The sequence below is a fragment of the Algoriphagus terrigena DSM 22685 genome, from assembly GCF_000429445.1.
GTDB lineage: Bacteria > Bacteroidota > Bacteroidia > Cytophagales > Cyclobacteriaceae > Algoriphagus > Algoriphagus terrigena.
The window spans coordinates 188,752-204,925 of the sequence record NZ_AUBW01000005.1 but is presented as its reverse complement, the minus strand read 5'-3'; the positions used below and the strand labels follow the sequence as shown (position 1 = coordinate 204,925).

The window sequence follows — 16,174 nt, the reverse complement described above, 5'->3', positions numbered from 1 at the left end:
AACTTCAATCCTTATGACCAGAGCCGAGCTTTTTGCCCAAATTCAACAGAAATCATCCTTTCTATGTGTTGGACTTGATCCGGATCTGGCAAAGATACCCGCCCACCTTCGTTCCGAATCCGATCCGATCTTCAGTTTTTGCAGCGCAATCATAGAGGAAACGGCTGACTATGCGGTAGCTTATAAGCCTAACATCGCCTTCTTTGAAGCGCTCGGGCCAAAGGGCTGGGAGACCTTGCAGAAGGTGCAGGAATTCATTCCGAAAGACATTTTCACCATCGCCGATGCCAAGCGGGGAGATATTGGGAATACGTCCAAACTCTACGCAAAGGCCTTTTTTGAAACGATGGATTTTGATTCGATCACGGTTGCACCTTATATGGGAGCCGATAGCGTGACGCCATTTCTAGAATTCGAGGAGAAATGGGTGATCCTCATGGCGCTGACCTCCAATGTTGGTTCGATGGATTTTCAGCTGATCAAAGACGAAAACGGGAAGCCGCTGTACCAATCAGTTCTGGAAAAGAGCCAGGAGTGGGGTTCACCGGAAAACCTGATGTATGTCGTCGGAGCTACGCGGGGAGAACTGATCGGAGAAGTACGGAAAATAGTGCCTGACAATTTCTTTTTGGTTCCCGGAGTTGGGGCGCAGGGTGGAAGCCTTGCCGATGTCGCCAAGTATGGCATGAACGCTCATTGTGGACTGCTGGTCAATTCCAGTCGGGGAATCATCTATGCATCTGGCGAAAAAGACTTTGCCAAAACAGCCCGAAACGAAGCAGCTAAGCTGCAGGCGGAGATGCAGGTTCTGTTGGAGAAACATCTTTAAGTCTTAGATTTCCAGCGGAAACGGAAGGACCAACCGGGTTGGATATTGCTGGAGGATTTCTTAAATTCCAATAACTTTTAGTCCTCAACTTTTTATGAACTTCAGGGAAGACTTTTTGCAGCTGGTCTGGAAGTATCAGTACTTCGACCGAAAAGACCTCAAAACCATCGATGGTCAATCTGTTCAAATCCTCAATGTGGGCTTCCACAATCAAAGCGAAGGCCCGGACTTTCGGGATTCTACCGTGGTGTTGGATGGAGTGACGCTTCACGGTCACGTTGAGGTACATCGTCTGGCCTCGGATTGGAAGCAGCATGCGCATGGAGGCGATCCGGCATACAACTCGGTAATCCTTCATGTGGTCTGGGAAAACGACCGGGAGGTCTTACGCAATGACGGCACTTTGATGCCGACGCTCGAACTGAAAGGCAAAATCTTCCTTGAAATCTGGAGAAACTACGAGCAGCTCCTCGACTTCAAATCAGCCCTTCCCTGCGCTTACGCGCTTAACACAGTTCCCGACATCATCCGCTTTTCGGCCTTGGAAAAGGCGCTGGTAGGACGCCTCTATGATAAATCAGAGCTGATATTATCGATCCTCCATCAGACCAAAGGTGACTGGGAAGAGACCGCATATCGTTGGCTTTTTACCTGCTTTGGATTCAAGACCAACTCACAGTCCATGGCCGAGCTTGCTGCGTTAGTTTCGTACAAAACTCTTCAAAAACACCGGAATCAAGTCTCTGTCCTAGAGGCGATGTTGCTCGGGCAAGCGGGCCTTTTACCCGAAAAGTCCGATGAACCCTACGTGCAGCATTTGATCGGCGAGTTTGATTTCTACCGAAAGAAATTCAACTGGACCACGTCCATGCTGCGACAACATTGGACGTTTATGGGAGCTCGACCGACCAATTTTCCAACGATCCGAATTGCCCAGTTGGCGTCGATTCTTTCCAAAGCCCCAAACTTACTCCAAGCGTTGATGGAGGACACTCGGGAGTTTTCCGGTTTCAAAAAGTTGCTTCAAGTTGCTCCCTCAGATTATTGGAAATACCACTATTCCTTTGGCAAGCCTACCGAGAAAATAGCCTCCAAAGGCATCTCCGGAAGTTCTTTGGAACTTCTGATCATCAATTTTGTCATCCCGCTGTGGTTTGCCTACGGGCGGTATTTTGAGCAATCGGAATGGCAGGAGCGATGTTTTGACCTGCTGCAAACCATCCCCGGCGAGAACAACTTTATCATCCGAATTTTTGAAGAAAGAGGCTGGAAAGCCGAAAATTCTTTTGATTCCCAAGGCATGATCGGCCTGTATCGTAGCTTTTGTCAGCCTCAAAAATGTCTCTCCTGTAAGATCGGCCAAAGCCTGCTCAAAGGTCAATCCAAATGAGACTTTGCGCAAGCAAGTGATTTACCGTACTTTTGCAGTCCAAAACCAATGGATCCATGGAAAAACCGGTGATTATTCTGGGAGCAAAAGGAATTGCTCATCCCGCGCTCGAAATCTTCAATAGCAACCAGGTCATTGTATACGGCTTTTTGGATGAAGATCAGAGTCTCTATGGCACAGAGATCAACGAGGTTTCGGTGCTGGGAAACACAGAAGATGAAGGATTTCTAAAACTGATCGGCAAGAAAACCGAAGCCTTCGTGGCGGTGGACGACACCAAATACCGCAAATTTCTAGTGGAGATGCTGCTCGAAGTCCGCAAGGTTCAGCCAGTCAATGCTATTCACAGACGCGCGTACATTTCTACAGACGCTGCTATCGGCCATGGCAATTTTATCAATGCAAATGTGGCGATCGGTGCAGGCACCAAAGTAGGCAGCCACTGCATCTTCCACACAGGAGCGATCATTGACCATAAAGTCGAGATTGGCGACTTTGTCCAGATCGGAGCGGGGTCGATTGTCAATGCGGATGCGAAGATCGAAGAGGGTGCATTTATAGGCTCTGGCGTGACCATCGTGGGCGGCGTGACCATCGGCAAAGGTGCCAGGGTAGGCGCTGGCTCGGTGGTGATTGCGACCGTGGGGAAAAATGAAACCGTCTTTGGAAACCCAGCGGCGAAAGTGAAGTAATTTGAGATTTGAAATTTAAAATTCGAGATTAGGCGTCGGACATCCAGCATCCAGCATCCGACATTAAACATCCAACAATCCCAAAACACCCTGCCGAAACAGGGCGCTAGTTATGGAAAACACAAAAAAACCCTACAGCATCCTGCTGTACTATTGCTACGCAAAGATTGAAAATCCTGAGGCGTACAGAGAAGAACACCACCTCTTCTGCGTGGACAACAACATCCGCGGCAGGATCATCATATCAGACGAAGGTCTGAACGGCACGGTCTCCGGTCTGCACGAAGATTGCGAAAAGTACATGGCCTATATCCATGCCGATCCGCGATTTGCCAAGACGGAATTCAAGATCGATCAGCATGAAAAGCATGCATTTGCCAAGATCCACTGTCGCTACAAGCCGGAGATCGTGCATTCCGCATTGCGTCATCTCGACCCCAATATCAAGACTGGCAAGCACCTCGATCCTGCAGCATTCAAGGCTTTGAAAGATCAAGAAGATGTGGTCATCCTGGACGTTCGCTCCAATTACGAACACGAGTTGGGGCATTTCAAAAATGCCCTTACGCTCGACATTGACAACTTCCGGGATTTTCCTGAGAAAGTTAAAGAACTGGAACACCTGAAAAACAAGAAGGTGCTTACCTATTGCACCGGTGGAATCAAGTGTGAAAAAGCCTCTGCGTTTCTCCTTGAGCAAGGTTTTGAAGACGTCTATCAGCTTCACGGCGGAATCATCAAATACGGCATGGAAGCCGGAGGGGAAGATTTCGAGGGCAAATGCTATGTCTTTGATAACCGCATTGCAGTGGATGTAAATACCGTCAATCCTACCGTCGTATCCAAATGTCATGTCTGCGGCACGGATTGCGACCGCATGGTCAACTGCGCCAATCCTACCTGCAACGAGCACTTGGCAATCTGTGAGAAATGCGGATGGGAACTGGAAGGCACTTGCTCCATAGAATGCAAAGACAATCCGGAAAAGCGTCCCTACGACGGCACGGGCTATTACCAAAAAAACTCCAACGGATACAACCCATATAAGGGGCTTTATCGTTCTTCATCCCAAGAACACCGCAATCATGGAGAACCGACACATTCCTGAGTCCGAACTCATACTTAATCCCGACGGAAGTATCTATCATCTACATCTGAAGCCAGAGCATCTGGCTTCTTTTGTTTTTACCGTAGGTGATCCGGATCGTGTGCCCTTGGTTTCCCAGTACTTTGATCAGATAGATTTTAAGATCAAAAAGCGGGAATTTGTCACCCATACCGGCTGGAAAAACGGCAAGCGTCTTACCGTCATGAGCACTGGCATGAGCACCGATAATATTGAAATTCTCCTCACCGAGCTCGACGCATTGGTTAATATCGACCTAGAGCAAAGACGGGTGAAAACCGAGAAAACACGCCTGCAGATCGTTCGTCTCGGTACTTCTGGGAGCTTGCAGGAAGATCTGCACGCCGGGGAGTTGCTGGTCTCAGAGATTGCCATCGGACTGGACACCATGATGGCTTTTTATCCGCACCTAAGCGGAGATCATGATATGGCTGACGCTATCCAGCGAGAGTTGGAGTTATCTTTTCTTCCTTACCAAGCATACGCAGATCCCGAACTGCTTGGCAAAGTGGAGGGTCAGTTTGCCAAAGGCATTACGCTGACTTGTCCGGGTTTCTATGCGCCTCAGGGTAGGCATGTTCTGCTCAAGCCCCGCATGGAGCGGATGCTTGAGCGACTGGCTGAACTCAATATCGGCGGGCATCGCCTGACCAATTTTGAGATGGAAACGGCGGCCTATTACGCGCTGGGCGAGTTATTTGGACATCAGATGCTCAGTCTGAACGCCATTGTGGCCAATCGACCTCTGAAAAAATTTGACCGGGAGGCTGAGAAAACAGTGGATACGATGATCCGTACAGCCTTGGAGTCATTCGGTTTTTGAGGTTAATCTATTTTTTTTCCCCGCTTAGACTAGTATAATGCTGCTCGTAAAGCCCTAGCTCCGAACAGAAAGAATATTTTTTTTTCAAAACCCAAAGACCTTTTCGGCAGTTTCTAAAGTCATGATTGGCCTGAAAATCGTTGATTGTTAATGCTTTGTAAGTCACTCGGCTTATGGACGTTTTTTAGCCTCTTTTGTCAAAACTGCAAATCCTGACCCAATGGCCAAAACCAGTCTTTTCGTATTCTTTTTATTCCTCGCCGGGATGACTCAGGCACAGGATGTGACCATCAAAGGTCGGGTTCAAGACGTTGCCCAAAATGGTCCGCTGGAGTTTGCCAATATCTCTCTCCTGCGTCCTGCCGACTCCGTGTTGATTTCCGGAGGAATGACCGATTTGGACGGGTCTTTCGAGTTTTCCACTCCAGTTGGGAAGTACGTCTTGCGGGTGGGCTTTATAGGCTATCAAAATTACTTTGAAAACATCACCCTTGATGGCAAGTCTCCAGTGAACCTTGGCATCATTAAGCTCGAAACCGATACCCAAAACCTAAACGAAGTCGTGGTCGAGGGCGTCAAGTCGATCTTTGAGTCGGACGTAGACAAAAGGATCTATAACGTGGAAAACAACATCCTCGCCACTGGTGCCACAGCCGCGGAACTGTTGGCAACACTACCATCCATCCAAGTGGATGACGAAGGTGGCATCTCCATGAGGGGAAGCGGCAATATCCTGATCTACATCAATGGCCGACCTTCCAATCTTTCCGGAGATGACATGGAAAGTATCCTTTCTCAATTTCCAGCCAACAGCATCAAGGAAGTAGAGCTGATCACCAATCCCTCATCGCGCTACGATGCAGCAGGGGTCGGAGGCATCATCAACATTGTACTCAAAAAGAACGAACAGACGGGATTTAACGGACAGCTCAACGCCTCTGTTGGAACCCGTGAGAAATACCAAGCTGGCATCAATCTCAACTATGGAAAGGAAAAGGCCAACTACTTTCTCTCCTACAACTGGCAGGACCGAAGGGAGGTCGAATCCGGCAGCGGAACCAGGACATCGGATTTGGAAGGTTTCTCGCCCGTGTTGGAGCAAAGTCAGAACGGACTGGAATTGGAGAAAAACCACCTGATCCGCACGGGGGCTGATTGGACGCTCGGGCAGGGAAAAATATTTGGGTTCTATTTCCAGGGAAATTTTGAAACCGAGGAAGAATTGGAGGATATTAATCAGGATAATATCAGCTCGACGGGCAGCGTGGACTCTTCTTTTGTCAGGAGAAATGAGCAACTGGGCAAGAGCAAAAATCTCGAGGGCGGCCTGAACTACACCTGGGAGATCGACTCGCTGGGGCAAAAACTTTACACGTCTCTTTCCTATGCCTACGATGACCGACACCAGGATGAGTACTACCGCCAGCAGTTTTACTCCTCATCGGGCGAACTCGATCCATCCAAGGGCTTGATTCAAACCAACGATCGTCCTAGCGAAAGTGAATTGGTGGTCGCCCAGATGGACTATGAAAAGCCGCTGGGTCAATACGGCAGCATGGAGGCAGGACTCAAGGGAACTTTCGCCAACTGGATTTCAGGACAGACTTTCGCGACGGGGGACGTCAACACGGACTTTGTCCCGATCGTCGTGGACAGTCTTAACGAGAGCTATGACTACAGCGAGGACGTATATGCGGCATATTTGACCTTCAAGCGCAAGAAAGATAAATTCGGCTATCAGCTCGGCGTTAGGGCAGAGCAAACCAACACCCTTGGAAAAACCGTAAAGGGAGAGCGGGAAATACCCAACGATTACTTTAACCTATTTCCCAGTGCCTTTCTCACCTACGAAGTCGGAAAGGAAAGCGAGTTCAGCCTCAACTACTCCCGTCGTGTTTCGCGTCCAAGGATCTGGGACATGGCTCCTATCTACAGAGTGCAGGATCAGTACAATGTCAGCATTGGCAATCCCTACCTGCAGCCAGAGTTCACCGATTCCTATGAATTTGGATATCGAAAGGGCTGGGAAAAGTATCTCTTGAATGCGACGGTGTACCACCGTTACAGCACGGATGTCGAGACCAGAATCACGTATCTCACCGATGATAATGTGGCCGTCCAAACCCGACAAAATGCCGATACACGAATCTCAAGTGGAATTGAGTTGATCAATCAGGTGCAGCTTGCGCGAAATTTCGATGCCACGCTTACTGGTAATTTTTTCTACTCCAAGGTCAACGGAGAAAATATCGAGGAGGGATTCAGCAATGAAAACTTCAGTTGGACGGTGACGCTTCTTGGAAATCTCCTCATCCCCCGATGGTTCAGTTTCCAGTTCCAGGGCAACTATCGCGGACCGATTGTGCAGCCACAGGGTGAGATTCTTCCCCAGTGGTCGCTCAATATGGGCATGAGCAAAAACGTCCTGGCCGGGCGTGGCACGATCAATCTTAACGTCACGGATGTCTTTAATACCAGAAACTTTCGGATCGACACCATCGATCCGAGGTTTACGCAAAGCCGGACTTTCCAGCGGGAGACGCGCATCGGTACGCTTTCCTTTACGTATCGGTTTGGAGGATTTAAGGAAAGCGAGGAAAGGGAAAGTCGGCGCGAAGGAGGAGATGATATGGGCGGAGACGATTTTTGACAGGAAGGAAGATTCAAATCAAAGTCTTGGCTAACTTGAAGCATGAGCCTATTGACCGAGCAAATCATCGAATCCCTCAGGGATAAAGCCGTTCGCGAAAAAGCGGCTTTCTTTCCAAGCTTCTTCAAAACAGGTCCGGGACAGTACGGCGAGGGTGATCTGTTTTTGGGAGTGACTGTCCCGGATCAACGGGTGATTGCCAGGCAGTTTTATCGGGAGATCTCTCTCGACGATCTCTCTGAACTGATCCAAAACGCCTATCATGAAGTTCGTCTGACTGCGCTGATTGCCTTGGTTTACCGCTACGAAAAGGCCAAATCCGAAAGCGAACAGAAAGAATTGGCTGATTTTTATCTCCATCATCTCGACTGGGTCAACAACTGGGATCTGGTGGATACCTCCAGCCATGCGATCTTGGGACACTTTTATTGGAAGAAGGACAAGAGTCTTTTCTATCACATGGCAGGTTCGCACGATCTCTGGCGACAACGGGTCGCTATGATCAGCAGCTATTTTTGGATCAAAAAAGGAGACTTCACAGACGCGCTGGCTTTGGCAGCGATGCTAAAAAATCATCCCCATGACTTGATGCACAAGGCAGTCGGCTGGATGCTTCGGGAGATAGGAAACCGGGATTTTGAGGTGGAAGTGGACTTTTTGAAATCCCATTACCAGACCATGCCGAGAACCGCACTTCGCTATGCGATTGAAAAATTTCCAGAAGAACTGCGGCAGGATTTTTTGAAGGGGAGAGTTTGATTTGAATAAACAGCTAAAAATGAAATGTATTTTACTTGCCTTACTTTCAGGCTTTGCGATCTCATGTTCTGAAAAGAAAGATCACGTTACGGAAAATCAAGAGGAGATAATTGGATCGATCAAACTTATCTATCCTAAATCAATTCAGAAAGGCAAAGAATTTATAGCAAAAATGTATTCAATTAATTCTGAGCGGAAAATAGTGAATGCAGTAGTTGATTGTGACGATTTTTCAAAAATTGATTCAACAACATTCGAAATTCAGGGATGTACTAAAGAACTCCTCATTCGAAATGACACAGTTTATTTAGCATTTATTCCAACTTCAGATGGGGAATTTCTTTTTCAGAATATTCATGTTTTATCCATGGAAATGGCGGGTGGAGCTATTGATGTTCAAGAACTAGAGTTGAAATATGAAGTAAAAAACTAGGTCAAATCGATCTCTAACTCTCCAACGACTCCAAAAGCGCTTTGATATATTGGTCGGTCACATTTCCCTTTTCGGATTTGTCATAGATGGAAAGAAGGTAGATTCGCTCCTTTTCTAGTTTGACCCAAGTAATCAACCGTCCTCCACCACTTTTGCCTTTGTTTTTACTTTTGATCGCAAATCGGATTTTGTAACAATTCTTATAGATCTCAACTCCCATGGTTGGATTGGCAAGGAGCTGTTGACCCAGAATTTCTAAATCAGATTCTAGGGAGGCATATTTCTTTTTTAATTTTTTGAGCTCCTTTAAAAATACAGAAGTAGGGATTAGCTCAAAGCTCATCCATCATCTCCTTAAAAGATGAATAAGATTTGGAACCCTTTTTACCTGATTCGATGAGTTTTGCTTCCTTATAACCCTCAGCGACTTTGATTGCCCTTTCCAGAGCTTCGACGGAAAGCGTGGTCGAAGATTTAAAATTGATTTTCAAGGATTTCAAAAACTCCTTGATAGCTTTAGTATCCTCGGGGTTTTGCGATTCTATTAGAATTGTTTCCATGACATCGAAATTCTGATGATTAAGATAACCATTTAACGCTCTTATTTCACCAAAAGGTATCAAAGGAAGTTTCTTCGCGTCATCTCGCTACTCTCAATCCTCTATCCCCTCCAGTTCACTCAGTTCCAGCCACACAAGCTCAAGCTCTTCCAGTTCTCCGTCGATTGTCTGAAGTCGGCTAGACCAAGTCATCAACCTGTTCATGTCGGAAGTACCGGCCGTGATTTGATCGTTTAGTTCGAGCTTTTCGGCTTCCAGTTTGGCGATCGATTCGTTCGTTTTCTTAAACTCCTGCTTTTGCTTGTAGCTGGCCTTGATCTTGGGAGTGCTTGCTGGATTTTTGGACGTTTCTACCTCGACTTTCGGTTGAGCGGTCTTGATACTAGCGTCTTGAGTCTTGCTACTTAAATCTTGGTTCTTGGTTCCTGCATCTTGATTCTCCTTCTCCCACTCCCTGAAATCCGTGTAATTACCCGGAAAGTCACGGATCACTCCCTCGCCTTCGAACACAAACAAGTGCTCCACGAGCCGATCCATAAAGTAGCGGTCGTGAGACACGATGATCAGACAGCCCGGAAACGAATCCAAAAACTCCTCCAGGATATTCAAAGTCATCAGATCGAGATCGTTGGTCGGTTCATCGAGGATCAGGAAGTTCGGATTCTTGATTAGGACCATTAGGAGCTGCAAACGACGTCGCTCACCCCCGCTCATCTTCCCGATCGGAGTAAACTGCTGCTTGGGAAGAAAGCCGAACTGCGTTAAAAACTGGCTCACGGTGATCGTCTGTCCTTTGTCCAGCACCACGACTTCGGCTATTTCCTTGACCACGTCGATCAGGCGCTTTTCCTCGTCAAATCGATCTTCTTCCTGGCGATAATAGCCAAAAGCTGTCGTCTGACCGGCCGTTACTTTGCCGGCATCCGGATCCAGAAGACCGGTGATCATCTTGAGAAAAGTTGTCTTTCCGGCTCCGTTTGGCCCGACAATTCCGATGCGGTCTTTCTTTTTGAAGATGTAGGAGAAGTCCTTAACGAGCGTCTTTTCGTCGAAAGACTTGCTGATTTTGTCGATTTCAAGAATTTTGTTTCCCAGTCGCTGTGTAGAAACAGTCAGCTCGATATCCCGCTCTTCACGCTTGGTGAAAGCCTTTTCCTTGGTTTCTTCGAAAGCATCGACCCGATATTTGGCCTTGGTGCCACGGGCCTTTGGCTGGCGGCGAATCCAGTCCAGTTCCTTTTTGTAAAGGCTTTTCGCCTTTTCGATCTCGATGTCTTCGATCTGCATCCGCTCGGCTTTTTTGTCCAAAAAGTAGCCGTAGTTTCCCTGGTAGCGGTGGATCTTGCCTTGATCGAGTTCGAGGATCTCGTTCGTGACCGTCTCCAGGAAATACCGGTCGTGGGTCACCATGAAGATCGACAGGTTGGCTTTGGCAAGATACTCTTCCAGCCACTCGATGGTTTCGAGGTCGAGGTGGTTGGTTGGCTCATCGAGGAGTAGAAGGTCGGGTTTTTCCAGGATGGCTTTCGCTAAAGCAACTCTCTTCCGTTGTCCTCCCGAAAGATTTCCCACCGGCAGCTCCGTGTCGTGAAGTCCAAGTTTGCCCAGCACTTCCTTCACCTGATATTCAAAATCCCAAGCCTGCAGCGCATCCATCTTTTCGAACAAGATGGACATCTTGTCTGAGTTATCGATGCCAAGCTCGGCGTCAATCAAAGCTTTGTGGTAATCCTCGATCACCCGCAGCACTTCTGAATTACTCTGGTCGAAGATCGTCTGGTAAATGCTCAGGTTGGCTTCGAATACCGGGTTTTGATGCACGTAAGCGATCTTCACCGACTGATTGATGCCGACTTGACCCGTATCTGCGATTTCTAATCCCATGATGATCTTCATCAGCGTGGACTTGCCGGCACCGTTGATGCCGACTAGGGCGATCTTTTGCCCTTGGGAAATGCCAAAAGAAATATTGGAAAATAGCTTGCGCTCTCCGAAAGCTTTACTGAGATTCTCGACCGATAGGTAATTCATGCCGCAAAAGTAGGGAAAACCCAGCCTTTAAACTTGTTAGCTTTTGTTCTTTAGCGGAAATATTAACTTCCGTCCATGAAAACCATCCACGATATCCTGAAACTCGGCGATCCGAGGCTCTATGAAGTCTGTGAGCCGGTTCTGGAGGCCGAACTTTCGCTGGTGCCGGGATGGACCCAGCAGCTCCATGAAGCGATGGAAGATATCCGCCGGGTCTATGGATTTGGCAGAGGAATCGCCGCACCGCAGCTGGGAATTATGAAGCGGATGTTTTACCTCAATCTGGACCGGCCTTATGTAATTCTGAATCCAGAACTGAAAGCCTTGAGCGGCGAACAGTTTGAGCTGTGGGACGACTGTATGAGCTTTCCGAATCTACTAGTGAAAGTAAAAAGGCATCAATCCCTGACTTTGGACTACTTTGATGAAAATTGGCAAAAGAAAAGCTGGACGGTAGAAGGTGCTCTTTCCGAACTGATTCAGCATGAATACGATCACCTAGACGGCATACTATGTACGATGCGGGCGATCGATGAAAAGTCGTTTCGGTGGAAAGGGTAGCTTGAGTTGTCCGGCTTTTCCAGAAGCTGGACTCGATAGGATTCCGGGAGATTGGCGCAAATCAGAGTTCCCCCGGTCAACGGAAAACGATTTTTACAGAATAGCTGAAATCCTATCTTTAGCCCATGAATTTGCCGACCCTTTCCGATATCCAAGCGGCGCACGCCCGCATCCAGCCTTTTATCCACCGCACCCCCGTCCTGACTTCCTCGGCGATCAACGAAATCGCCGGTTGCGAGCTTTTTTTTAAGTGTGAAAACTTCCAGAAAGTTGGCGCTTTCAAAGCCCGGGGAGCTGCCAATGCAGTGATGAAACTTTCGTTGGAACAACGAGCAAACGGAGTGGCCACTCACAGTTCTGGCAACCATGCCGCAGCGTTGGCGAGAGCGGCAAGCGTCGCCGGAATCCCATCCTACATCGTCATGCCCTCCAATGCTCCGGAGATCAAGAAGAAAGCTGTCAAAGGCTACGGCGGAGAGATCATCGAATGCGAACCCACACTTCAAGCCCGGGAAACCACACTGGAAGCAGTTGTGGAGCGAACAGGAGCTACTTTTATCCCGCCCTTTGACTACCTCGATGTGATCGAAGGTCAGGCGACTTGCGCGCTGGAGCTGCTCGAAGATCAGCCTGATCTCGACGTAGTCATGGCTCCTGTGGGCGGTGGCGGACTGTTGGCAGGGACGGCGCTGCTTGTTCATTACATGAATCCGCAGATCCAAGTCATTGCAGGCGAACCGACCGGTGCGGACGACGCCTTTCGGTCATTTCACGAGGGTTCGATCATTCCAAATACCTCTACAAATACGATCGCGGACGGGCTGTTGACGAGTTTGGGAAAGCTGCCCTTTGCGGTGATTCAAAAGCATGTGAAGGATATCCTATTGGCAACGGATCCGCAGATTATCGAGGCGATGCGTCTGGTCTTTGAGCGGATGAAACTTGTGATCGAGCCTTCGGGAGCCGTTCCTCTTGCGGCGCTGTTGGCCAGCAAGGAAAGATTTGCCGGAAAAAAGGTGGGTATCGTCTTTTCCGGAGGCAATGTGGATCTGGGCAAATTGCCGTTTTAAAGGACGCCGTAGAGGGATTTAGCTTTTTATCGTTGAAAGGAAAGCCCTATTTTGCCCCATGACCTCATCAAAGCCTTCTGGGTTCCGGATTCTTCCAGCGCTCTATTTTGTCAAGCGACAAGTTTCTAAGCTGAAGCTTTGGTTTTGGGTCAAGGTTGGCTTTGTGAAAAAAGTCATGATCCAGCCCTACGCCGGCTATGGTAACGGCAAGGAGCTCTACCTGGCAGGAAGAGTTTTGGCAGATAGGAATATCCAGGCTTCAACTCCAGACGACCGATTTTGGAGAAATTTCGACAAGATGCGGAGAAGGTTTTTCACGATCGTATTTCCCGGCGTTGATGTGGAGGCGGAATTTCAAGGGAAATCGATCCAAGTTACGACAGACGAAGAGGGCTATTTTGAGATTAAACTACAGGTCGGTGTAGCCGAAATTCCCGAAGGCTGGCATCCGGTTCGATTAAGATTGCTTCACGATCTATTGGGCCGGGCGACTGAGGTGGTAGCACTTGGAGAGGTGTATTTTCCGGCGCCAAATGCCGACTACGGGATCATTTCCGACATTGATGACACGATCCTGACTACGGGTGCCGCGCGACTTTGGGAGATGCTGAAGGTGACTTTCACGCAAAATGCCCATACACGTATCCCTTTTGCCGGAGTGTCGGAATTTTACGATGCGCTCCGCAAAGGAAGTGATCACGTCCCGAGCAATCCGATTTTTTATGTGTCGAGTAGCCCCTGGAATATCTATGATTTTCTGATGGAATTTCTCGATGCGCATCAGATTCCCAAAGGTCCGTTGATGCTTCGGGATTTGGGGTTGTCGAGAGATCAGCTCATTGCCGGCTCGCACCGCGATCATAAGCTGAAGCAAATCGAGCAGATCCTGGAAGTGTGTCGGGATTTGCGGTTTATCCTTTTCGGAGACAGCGGACAGGAAGATCCGCAGATTTACCTTGAGATCACTCAAAAATATCCCGGCAGAATTCTGGCTGTTTATATCCGGGATGTGTCCGGCGCCGACTTGTCAGCTTTGGCCACCGAATACCTAAAGAGCGACGTGGAGCTGATTTTGGTTGCTGACACCACGGAAGCTGCGGCACATGCGCTGTCCAAAGGATGGATTTTAACCAGTGACAAACCTAAGATCGAAGCCCAGAAACGAGAGGATGAAAACGCAGAAGGGTAACGGAAAGGCTGACCGGTGAAGTAAATCTTCATTTTTTCTGACCAAAGCCTGGCATTCTGGCCGTGACCCAAAGGCCGGAAATACAAAATCCTGCCCCGGGTTAACTCGGGACAGGATTTTGTATTTCGGAGAAATAGCGACTCCGCGATTCCGTGCAAATTAATGCAAGTTCTTCCAAGCTTTGAGGATGATCCCTCCGCCTGCGAGTGCGATGACCGCCGCGATGGTACCCGCGACCGCGTTTCCGTAGATGTAGAATCCGGTGGAGAAAAGTGCGGCGTAAACCATCACCGTTCCTACCAGCATCAATCCGATTTCCTTCGGCAGCGCTCCTTGTTCCTGCTTTTCCGCAGGATAACGATCCAGAACTTTTTTCCAGCCAAATGCTGCCGGAGTTACTTTTCGGTAGAAAGAAAGGAGCACTTCGTCCTTCTCAGGAGCGGTCAGGAAAGTAACCAGTAACCAGCCAATCGTGGTAATCGAAACGGAATACACCAATTTCAAATACATCTGATTTTCGGGGATTGCAATCCAACCGACTTTAGGGTTGATCACCTCAAAAAAGATTGCAACCACAAAGGAAATCGCCATAGCGGAGATCTCCGTGTAGGCGTTGATTCTCCACCAAAACCAGCGAAGAATAAAGATCAAGCCTGTGCCTGCGCCGATCTGAAGCAAGATGTTAAAAGCATCCAAGGCGGACGAAAGTGCCAATGCCAGTACTGCAGATAGCACCATCAAACCCACGGTGGAGATCCGTCCCACTGCCACCAGCTGCTTATCTGTAGCCTCAGGTTTTACAAATCTCAGGTAGAAATCATTCACAATGTAGCTCGATCCCCAGTTGAGGTGAGTCGAAAGGGTGGACATCACGGCGGCGATCAAGGATGCCAATACGATACCGACTAGTCCTGTTGGCAAAAAGGTCAGCATTGCTGGATAGGCCAAGTCATCCCCCAACTTATCCACGGGGATGTTCGGGAACGCTGCCTGAAGATCAGATATTTGAGGGAAAATCACCAAGGATGCCAAGGCAATCAAAATCCACGGCCAAGGTCTAAGCGCATAGTGAGCGATGTTGAAAAACAAGGTCGCACCGATCGCATTTTTTTCATCTTTCGCAGAAAGCATCCGCTGGGCGATGTATCCGCCTCCTCCTGGCTCTGCACCGGGATACCAGGTCGCCCACCACTGGATGGCGATTGGCATGATAAAAAGCGGGATATACATATTGGGATCGCTGAAATCAGGAAGAAAATCCAACTTCGTGGCGACGACCTCATGTGAAAGCAGGTTGCTCAAGGAGCCAATTTCGGGAAGATCAAGGATATAGTATGCAGCTCCAAATGAGCCGATCATGGCAATAAAGAACTGAAAAAAGTCAGTCAACAATACGCCTTTTAATCCGCCTAAAGAGCTGTAAACCACCGTCACAATAGAGGCGATCAGGAGCGTCTGGTAGGGAGACAGTCCAAGCATCACGGCTCCGATCTTGATAGCTGCGAGCGATACCGTCGCCATGATGACGACGTTGAAGAATACCCCCAAATAAATTGCGCGGAAAGCTCTCAAAAATGCCGCTCCCTTGCCGGAATAGCGCATTTCGTAGAACTCCAAGTCTGTCGTGGCTTCTGATCTCCTCCAGAGTTTGGCATAGACAAAGACAGTCAGCATACCGGTAAGCAAAAACGCCCACCAGGCCCAGTTGCCGGCGACACCGTTTTTGCGGACGATGTCCGTGACCAGATTTGGGGTGTCAGCAGAGAAGGTAGTAGCCACCATGGATACGCCCAGAAGCCACCAAGGCATATTTCTGCCGGAGAGGAAAAATTCTTTGGCCGAGCTTCCGGCGGACTTGGCAGAAAACAATCCAATGAGAAGGGAGATCACGAAGAAGGCTGCAATGATGCCCCAATCCAAGGCGGTTACATTCATAGGGTTTTGGCTTTAAATCGGCGGACAATTAACAATTTTTTTTTCTATCGAATGAAGTCTTCTTTAATTTTTTTTAAAAATAACGACCATAAATGGTCTTTCGGGAGCCTTTTGCTTTTGGCAAAA

General features: G+C 48.4%; 15 protein-coding genes. 11 read left to right on the top strand and 4 right to left on the bottom strand.

The window, feature by feature from the left end; all coding sequences use genetic code 11:
• The first annotated feature begins 13 nt into the window (after window positions 1-13).
• From pyrF to G459_RS0105050, 8 genes are all read left to right on the top strand, one after another.
• The gene (pyrF, locus tag G459_RS0105085) at window positions 14-829 is read left to right on the top strand and encodes an orotidine-5'-phosphate decarboxylase (RefSeq protein WP_026966667.1); all 816 of its coding nucleotides are present in this window, start codon (window positions 14-16) and stop codon (window positions 827-829) included.
• 94 nt (window positions 830-923) lie between these two features.
• Window positions 924-2,219: a DUF2851 family protein gene (locus G459_RS0105080; protein ID WP_026966666.1), complete on the top strand. Its 1,296-nt coding sequence runs from the start codon at window positions 924-926 to the stop codon at window positions 2,217-2,219.
• A gap of 56 nt (window positions 2,220-2,275) precedes the next feature.
• A complete protein-coding gene (locus G459_RS0105075; RefSeq protein ID WP_026966665.1) occupies window positions 2,276-2,911 on the top strand; it encodes an acetyltransferase in 636 nt (211 codons plus the stop codon).
• 112 nt (window positions 2,912-3,023) lie between these two features.
• Window positions 3,024-4,019, top strand: a complete 996-nt coding sequence (trhO, locus tag G459_RS0105070; protein ID WP_026966664.1) for an oxygen-dependent tRNA uridine(34) hydroxylase TrhO — start codon at window positions 3,024-3,026, stop codon at window positions 4,017-4,019.
• Entirely contained in the window at window positions 3,997-4,860 is an 864-nt protein-coding gene (locus tag G459_RS0105065; RefSeq protein WP_026966663.1) for a nucleoside phosphorylase, read from the top strand. Before trhO ends, G459_RS0105065 begins: the two co-directional genes overlap by 23 nt.
• A gap of 220 nt (window positions 4,861-5,080) precedes the next feature.
• Window positions 5,081-7,510 carry a TonB-dependent receptor gene (locus tag G459_RS0105060; RefSeq protein ID WP_026966662.1) on the top strand — a complete coding sequence of 810 codons (2,430 nt, stop codon included), beginning with the start codon at window positions 5,081-5,083 and terminating at the stop codon, window positions 7,508-7,510.
• 42 nt (window positions 7,511-7,552) lie between these two features.
• Window positions 7,553-8,269, top strand: a complete 717-nt coding sequence (locus tag G459_RS0105055) for a DNA alkylation repair protein (RefSeq protein ID WP_026966661.1) — start codon at window positions 7,553-7,555, stop codon at window positions 8,267-8,269.
• A 19-nt stretch (window positions 8,270-8,288) separates the two neighbouring features.
• Window positions 8,289-8,702: a hypothetical protein gene (locus G459_RS0105050; protein WP_026966660.1), complete on the top strand. Its 414-nt coding sequence runs from the start codon at window positions 8,289-8,291 to the stop codon at window positions 8,700-8,702.
• A 13-nt stretch (window positions 8,703-8,715) separates the two neighbouring features.
• Here the strand turns inward: G459_RS0105050 and G459_RS30375 are convergent, their stop codons facing one another.
• The 3 genes from G459_RS30375 to G459_RS0105035 all read right to left on the bottom strand — a co-directional run bounded on the left by G459_RS30375 (window position 8,716) and on the right by G459_RS0105035 (window position 11,293).
• A complete protein-coding gene (locus G459_RS30375; RefSeq protein ID WP_245588129.1) occupies window positions 8,716-8,922 on the bottom strand; it encodes a hypothetical protein in 207 nt (68 codons plus the stop codon).
• Between the two features lie 112 nt (window positions 8,923-9,034).
• Complete coding sequence (locus tag G459_RS0105040) at window positions 9,035-9,262, bottom strand: hypothetical protein (RefSeq protein ID WP_026966658.1); 228 nt, start codon at window positions 9,260-9,262, stop codon at window positions 9,035-9,037.
• Window positions 9,263-9,355: 93 nt separating this feature from the next.
• Entirely contained in the window at window positions 9,356-11,293 is a 1,938-nt protein-coding gene (locus G459_RS0105035; protein ID WP_026966657.1) for an ABC-F family ATP-binding cassette domain-containing protein, read from the bottom strand.
• Between the two features lie 75 nt (window positions 11,294-11,368).
• Here G459_RS0105035 and G459_RS0105030 point away from each other — a divergent pair, with 75 nt between their 5' ends.
• The 3 genes from G459_RS0105030 (at window position 11,369) to G459_RS26880 (ending at window position 14,113) form a co-directional block, all read left to right on the top strand.
• Window positions 11,369-11,854, top strand: a complete 486-nt coding sequence (locus tag G459_RS0105030; RefSeq protein WP_026966656.1) for a peptide deformylase — start codon at window positions 11,369-11,371, stop codon at window positions 11,852-11,854.
• Window positions 11,855-11,979: 125 nt separating this feature from the next.
• Window positions 11,980-12,924: a pyridoxal-phosphate dependent enzyme gene (locus G459_RS0105025; RefSeq protein WP_026966655.1), complete on the top strand. Its 945-nt coding sequence runs from the start codon at window positions 11,980-11,982 to the stop codon at window positions 12,922-12,924.
• A 58-nt stretch (window positions 12,925-12,982) separates the two neighbouring features.
• Window positions 12,983-14,113, top strand: coding sequence for an App1 family protein phosphatidate phosphatase (locus tag G459_RS26880; RefSeq protein WP_035455191.1), 1,131 nt, complete (start codon window positions 12,983-12,985; stop codon window positions 14,111-14,113).
• A gap of 159 nt (window positions 14,114-14,272) precedes the next feature.
• On the opposite strand, the gene G459_RS0105015 is transcribed toward G459_RS26880, so the two are convergent.
• Complete coding sequence (locus G459_RS0105015; RefSeq protein ID WP_026966654.1) at window positions 14,273-16,048, bottom strand: sodium:solute symporter family protein; 1,776 nt, start codon at window positions 16,046-16,048, stop codon at window positions 14,273-14,275.
• Window positions 16,049-16,174: the final 126 nt, after the last annotated feature.

Excerpts from the sequence above, each read along its gene's own strand:
- pyrF (WP_026966667.1), top strand. The coding sequence starts at position 14 with ATGACCAGAGCCGAGCTTTTTGCCCAAATTCAACAGAAATCATCCTTT.
- G459_RS0105080 (WP_026966666.1), top strand. The coding sequence starts at position 924 with ATGAACTTCAGGGAAGACTTTTTGCAGCTGGTCTGGAAGTATCAGTAC.
- G459_RS0105075 (WP_026966665.1), top strand. The coding sequence starts at position 2,276 with ATGGAAAAACCGGTGATTATTCTGGGAGCAAAAGGAATTGCTCATCCC.
- trhO (WP_026966664.1), top strand. The coding sequence starts at position 3,024 with ATGGAAAACACAAAAAAACCCTACAGCATCCTGCTGTACTATTGCTAC.
- G459_RS0105065 (WP_026966663.1), top strand. The coding sequence starts at position 3,997 with ATGGAGAACCGACACATTCCTGAGTCCGAACTCATACTTAATCCCGAC.
- G459_RS0105060 (WP_026966662.1), top strand. The coding sequence starts at position 5,081 with ATGGCCAAAACCAGTCTTTTCGTATTCTTTTTATTCCTCGCCGGGATG.
- G459_RS0105055 (WP_026966661.1), top strand. The coding sequence starts at position 7,553 with ATGAGCCTATTGACCGAGCAAATCATCGAATCCCTCAGGGATAAAGCC.
- G459_RS0105050 (WP_026966660.1), top strand. The coding sequence starts at position 8,289 with ATGAAATGTATTTTACTTGCCTTACTTTCAGGCTTTGCGATCTCATGT.
- G459_RS30375 (WP_245588129.1), bottom strand. The coding sequence starts at position 8,922 with ATGGGAGTTGAGATCTATAAGAATTGTTACAAAATCCGATTTGCGATC.
- G459_RS0105040 (WP_026966658.1), bottom strand. The coding sequence starts at position 9,262 with ATGGAAACAATTCTAATAGAATCGCAAAACCCCGAGGATACTAAAGCT.
- G459_RS0105035 (WP_026966657.1), bottom strand. The coding sequence starts at position 11,293 with ATGAATTACCTATCGGTCGAGAATCTCAGTAAAGCTTTCGGAGAGCGC.
- G459_RS0105030 (WP_026966656.1), top strand. The coding sequence starts at position 11,369 with ATGAAAACCATCCACGATATCCTGAAACTCGGCGATCCGAGGCTCTAT.
- G459_RS0105025 (WP_026966655.1), top strand. The coding sequence starts at position 11,980 with ATGAATTTGCCGACCCTTTCCGATATCCAAGCGGCGCACGCCCGCATC.
- G459_RS26880 (WP_035455191.1), top strand. The coding sequence starts at position 12,983 with ATGACCTCATCAAAGCCTTCTGGGTTCCGGATTCTTCCAGCGCTCTAT.
- G459_RS0105015 (WP_026966654.1), bottom strand. The coding sequence starts at position 16,048 with ATGAATGTAACCGCCTTGGATTGGGGCATCATTGCAGCCTTCTTCGTG.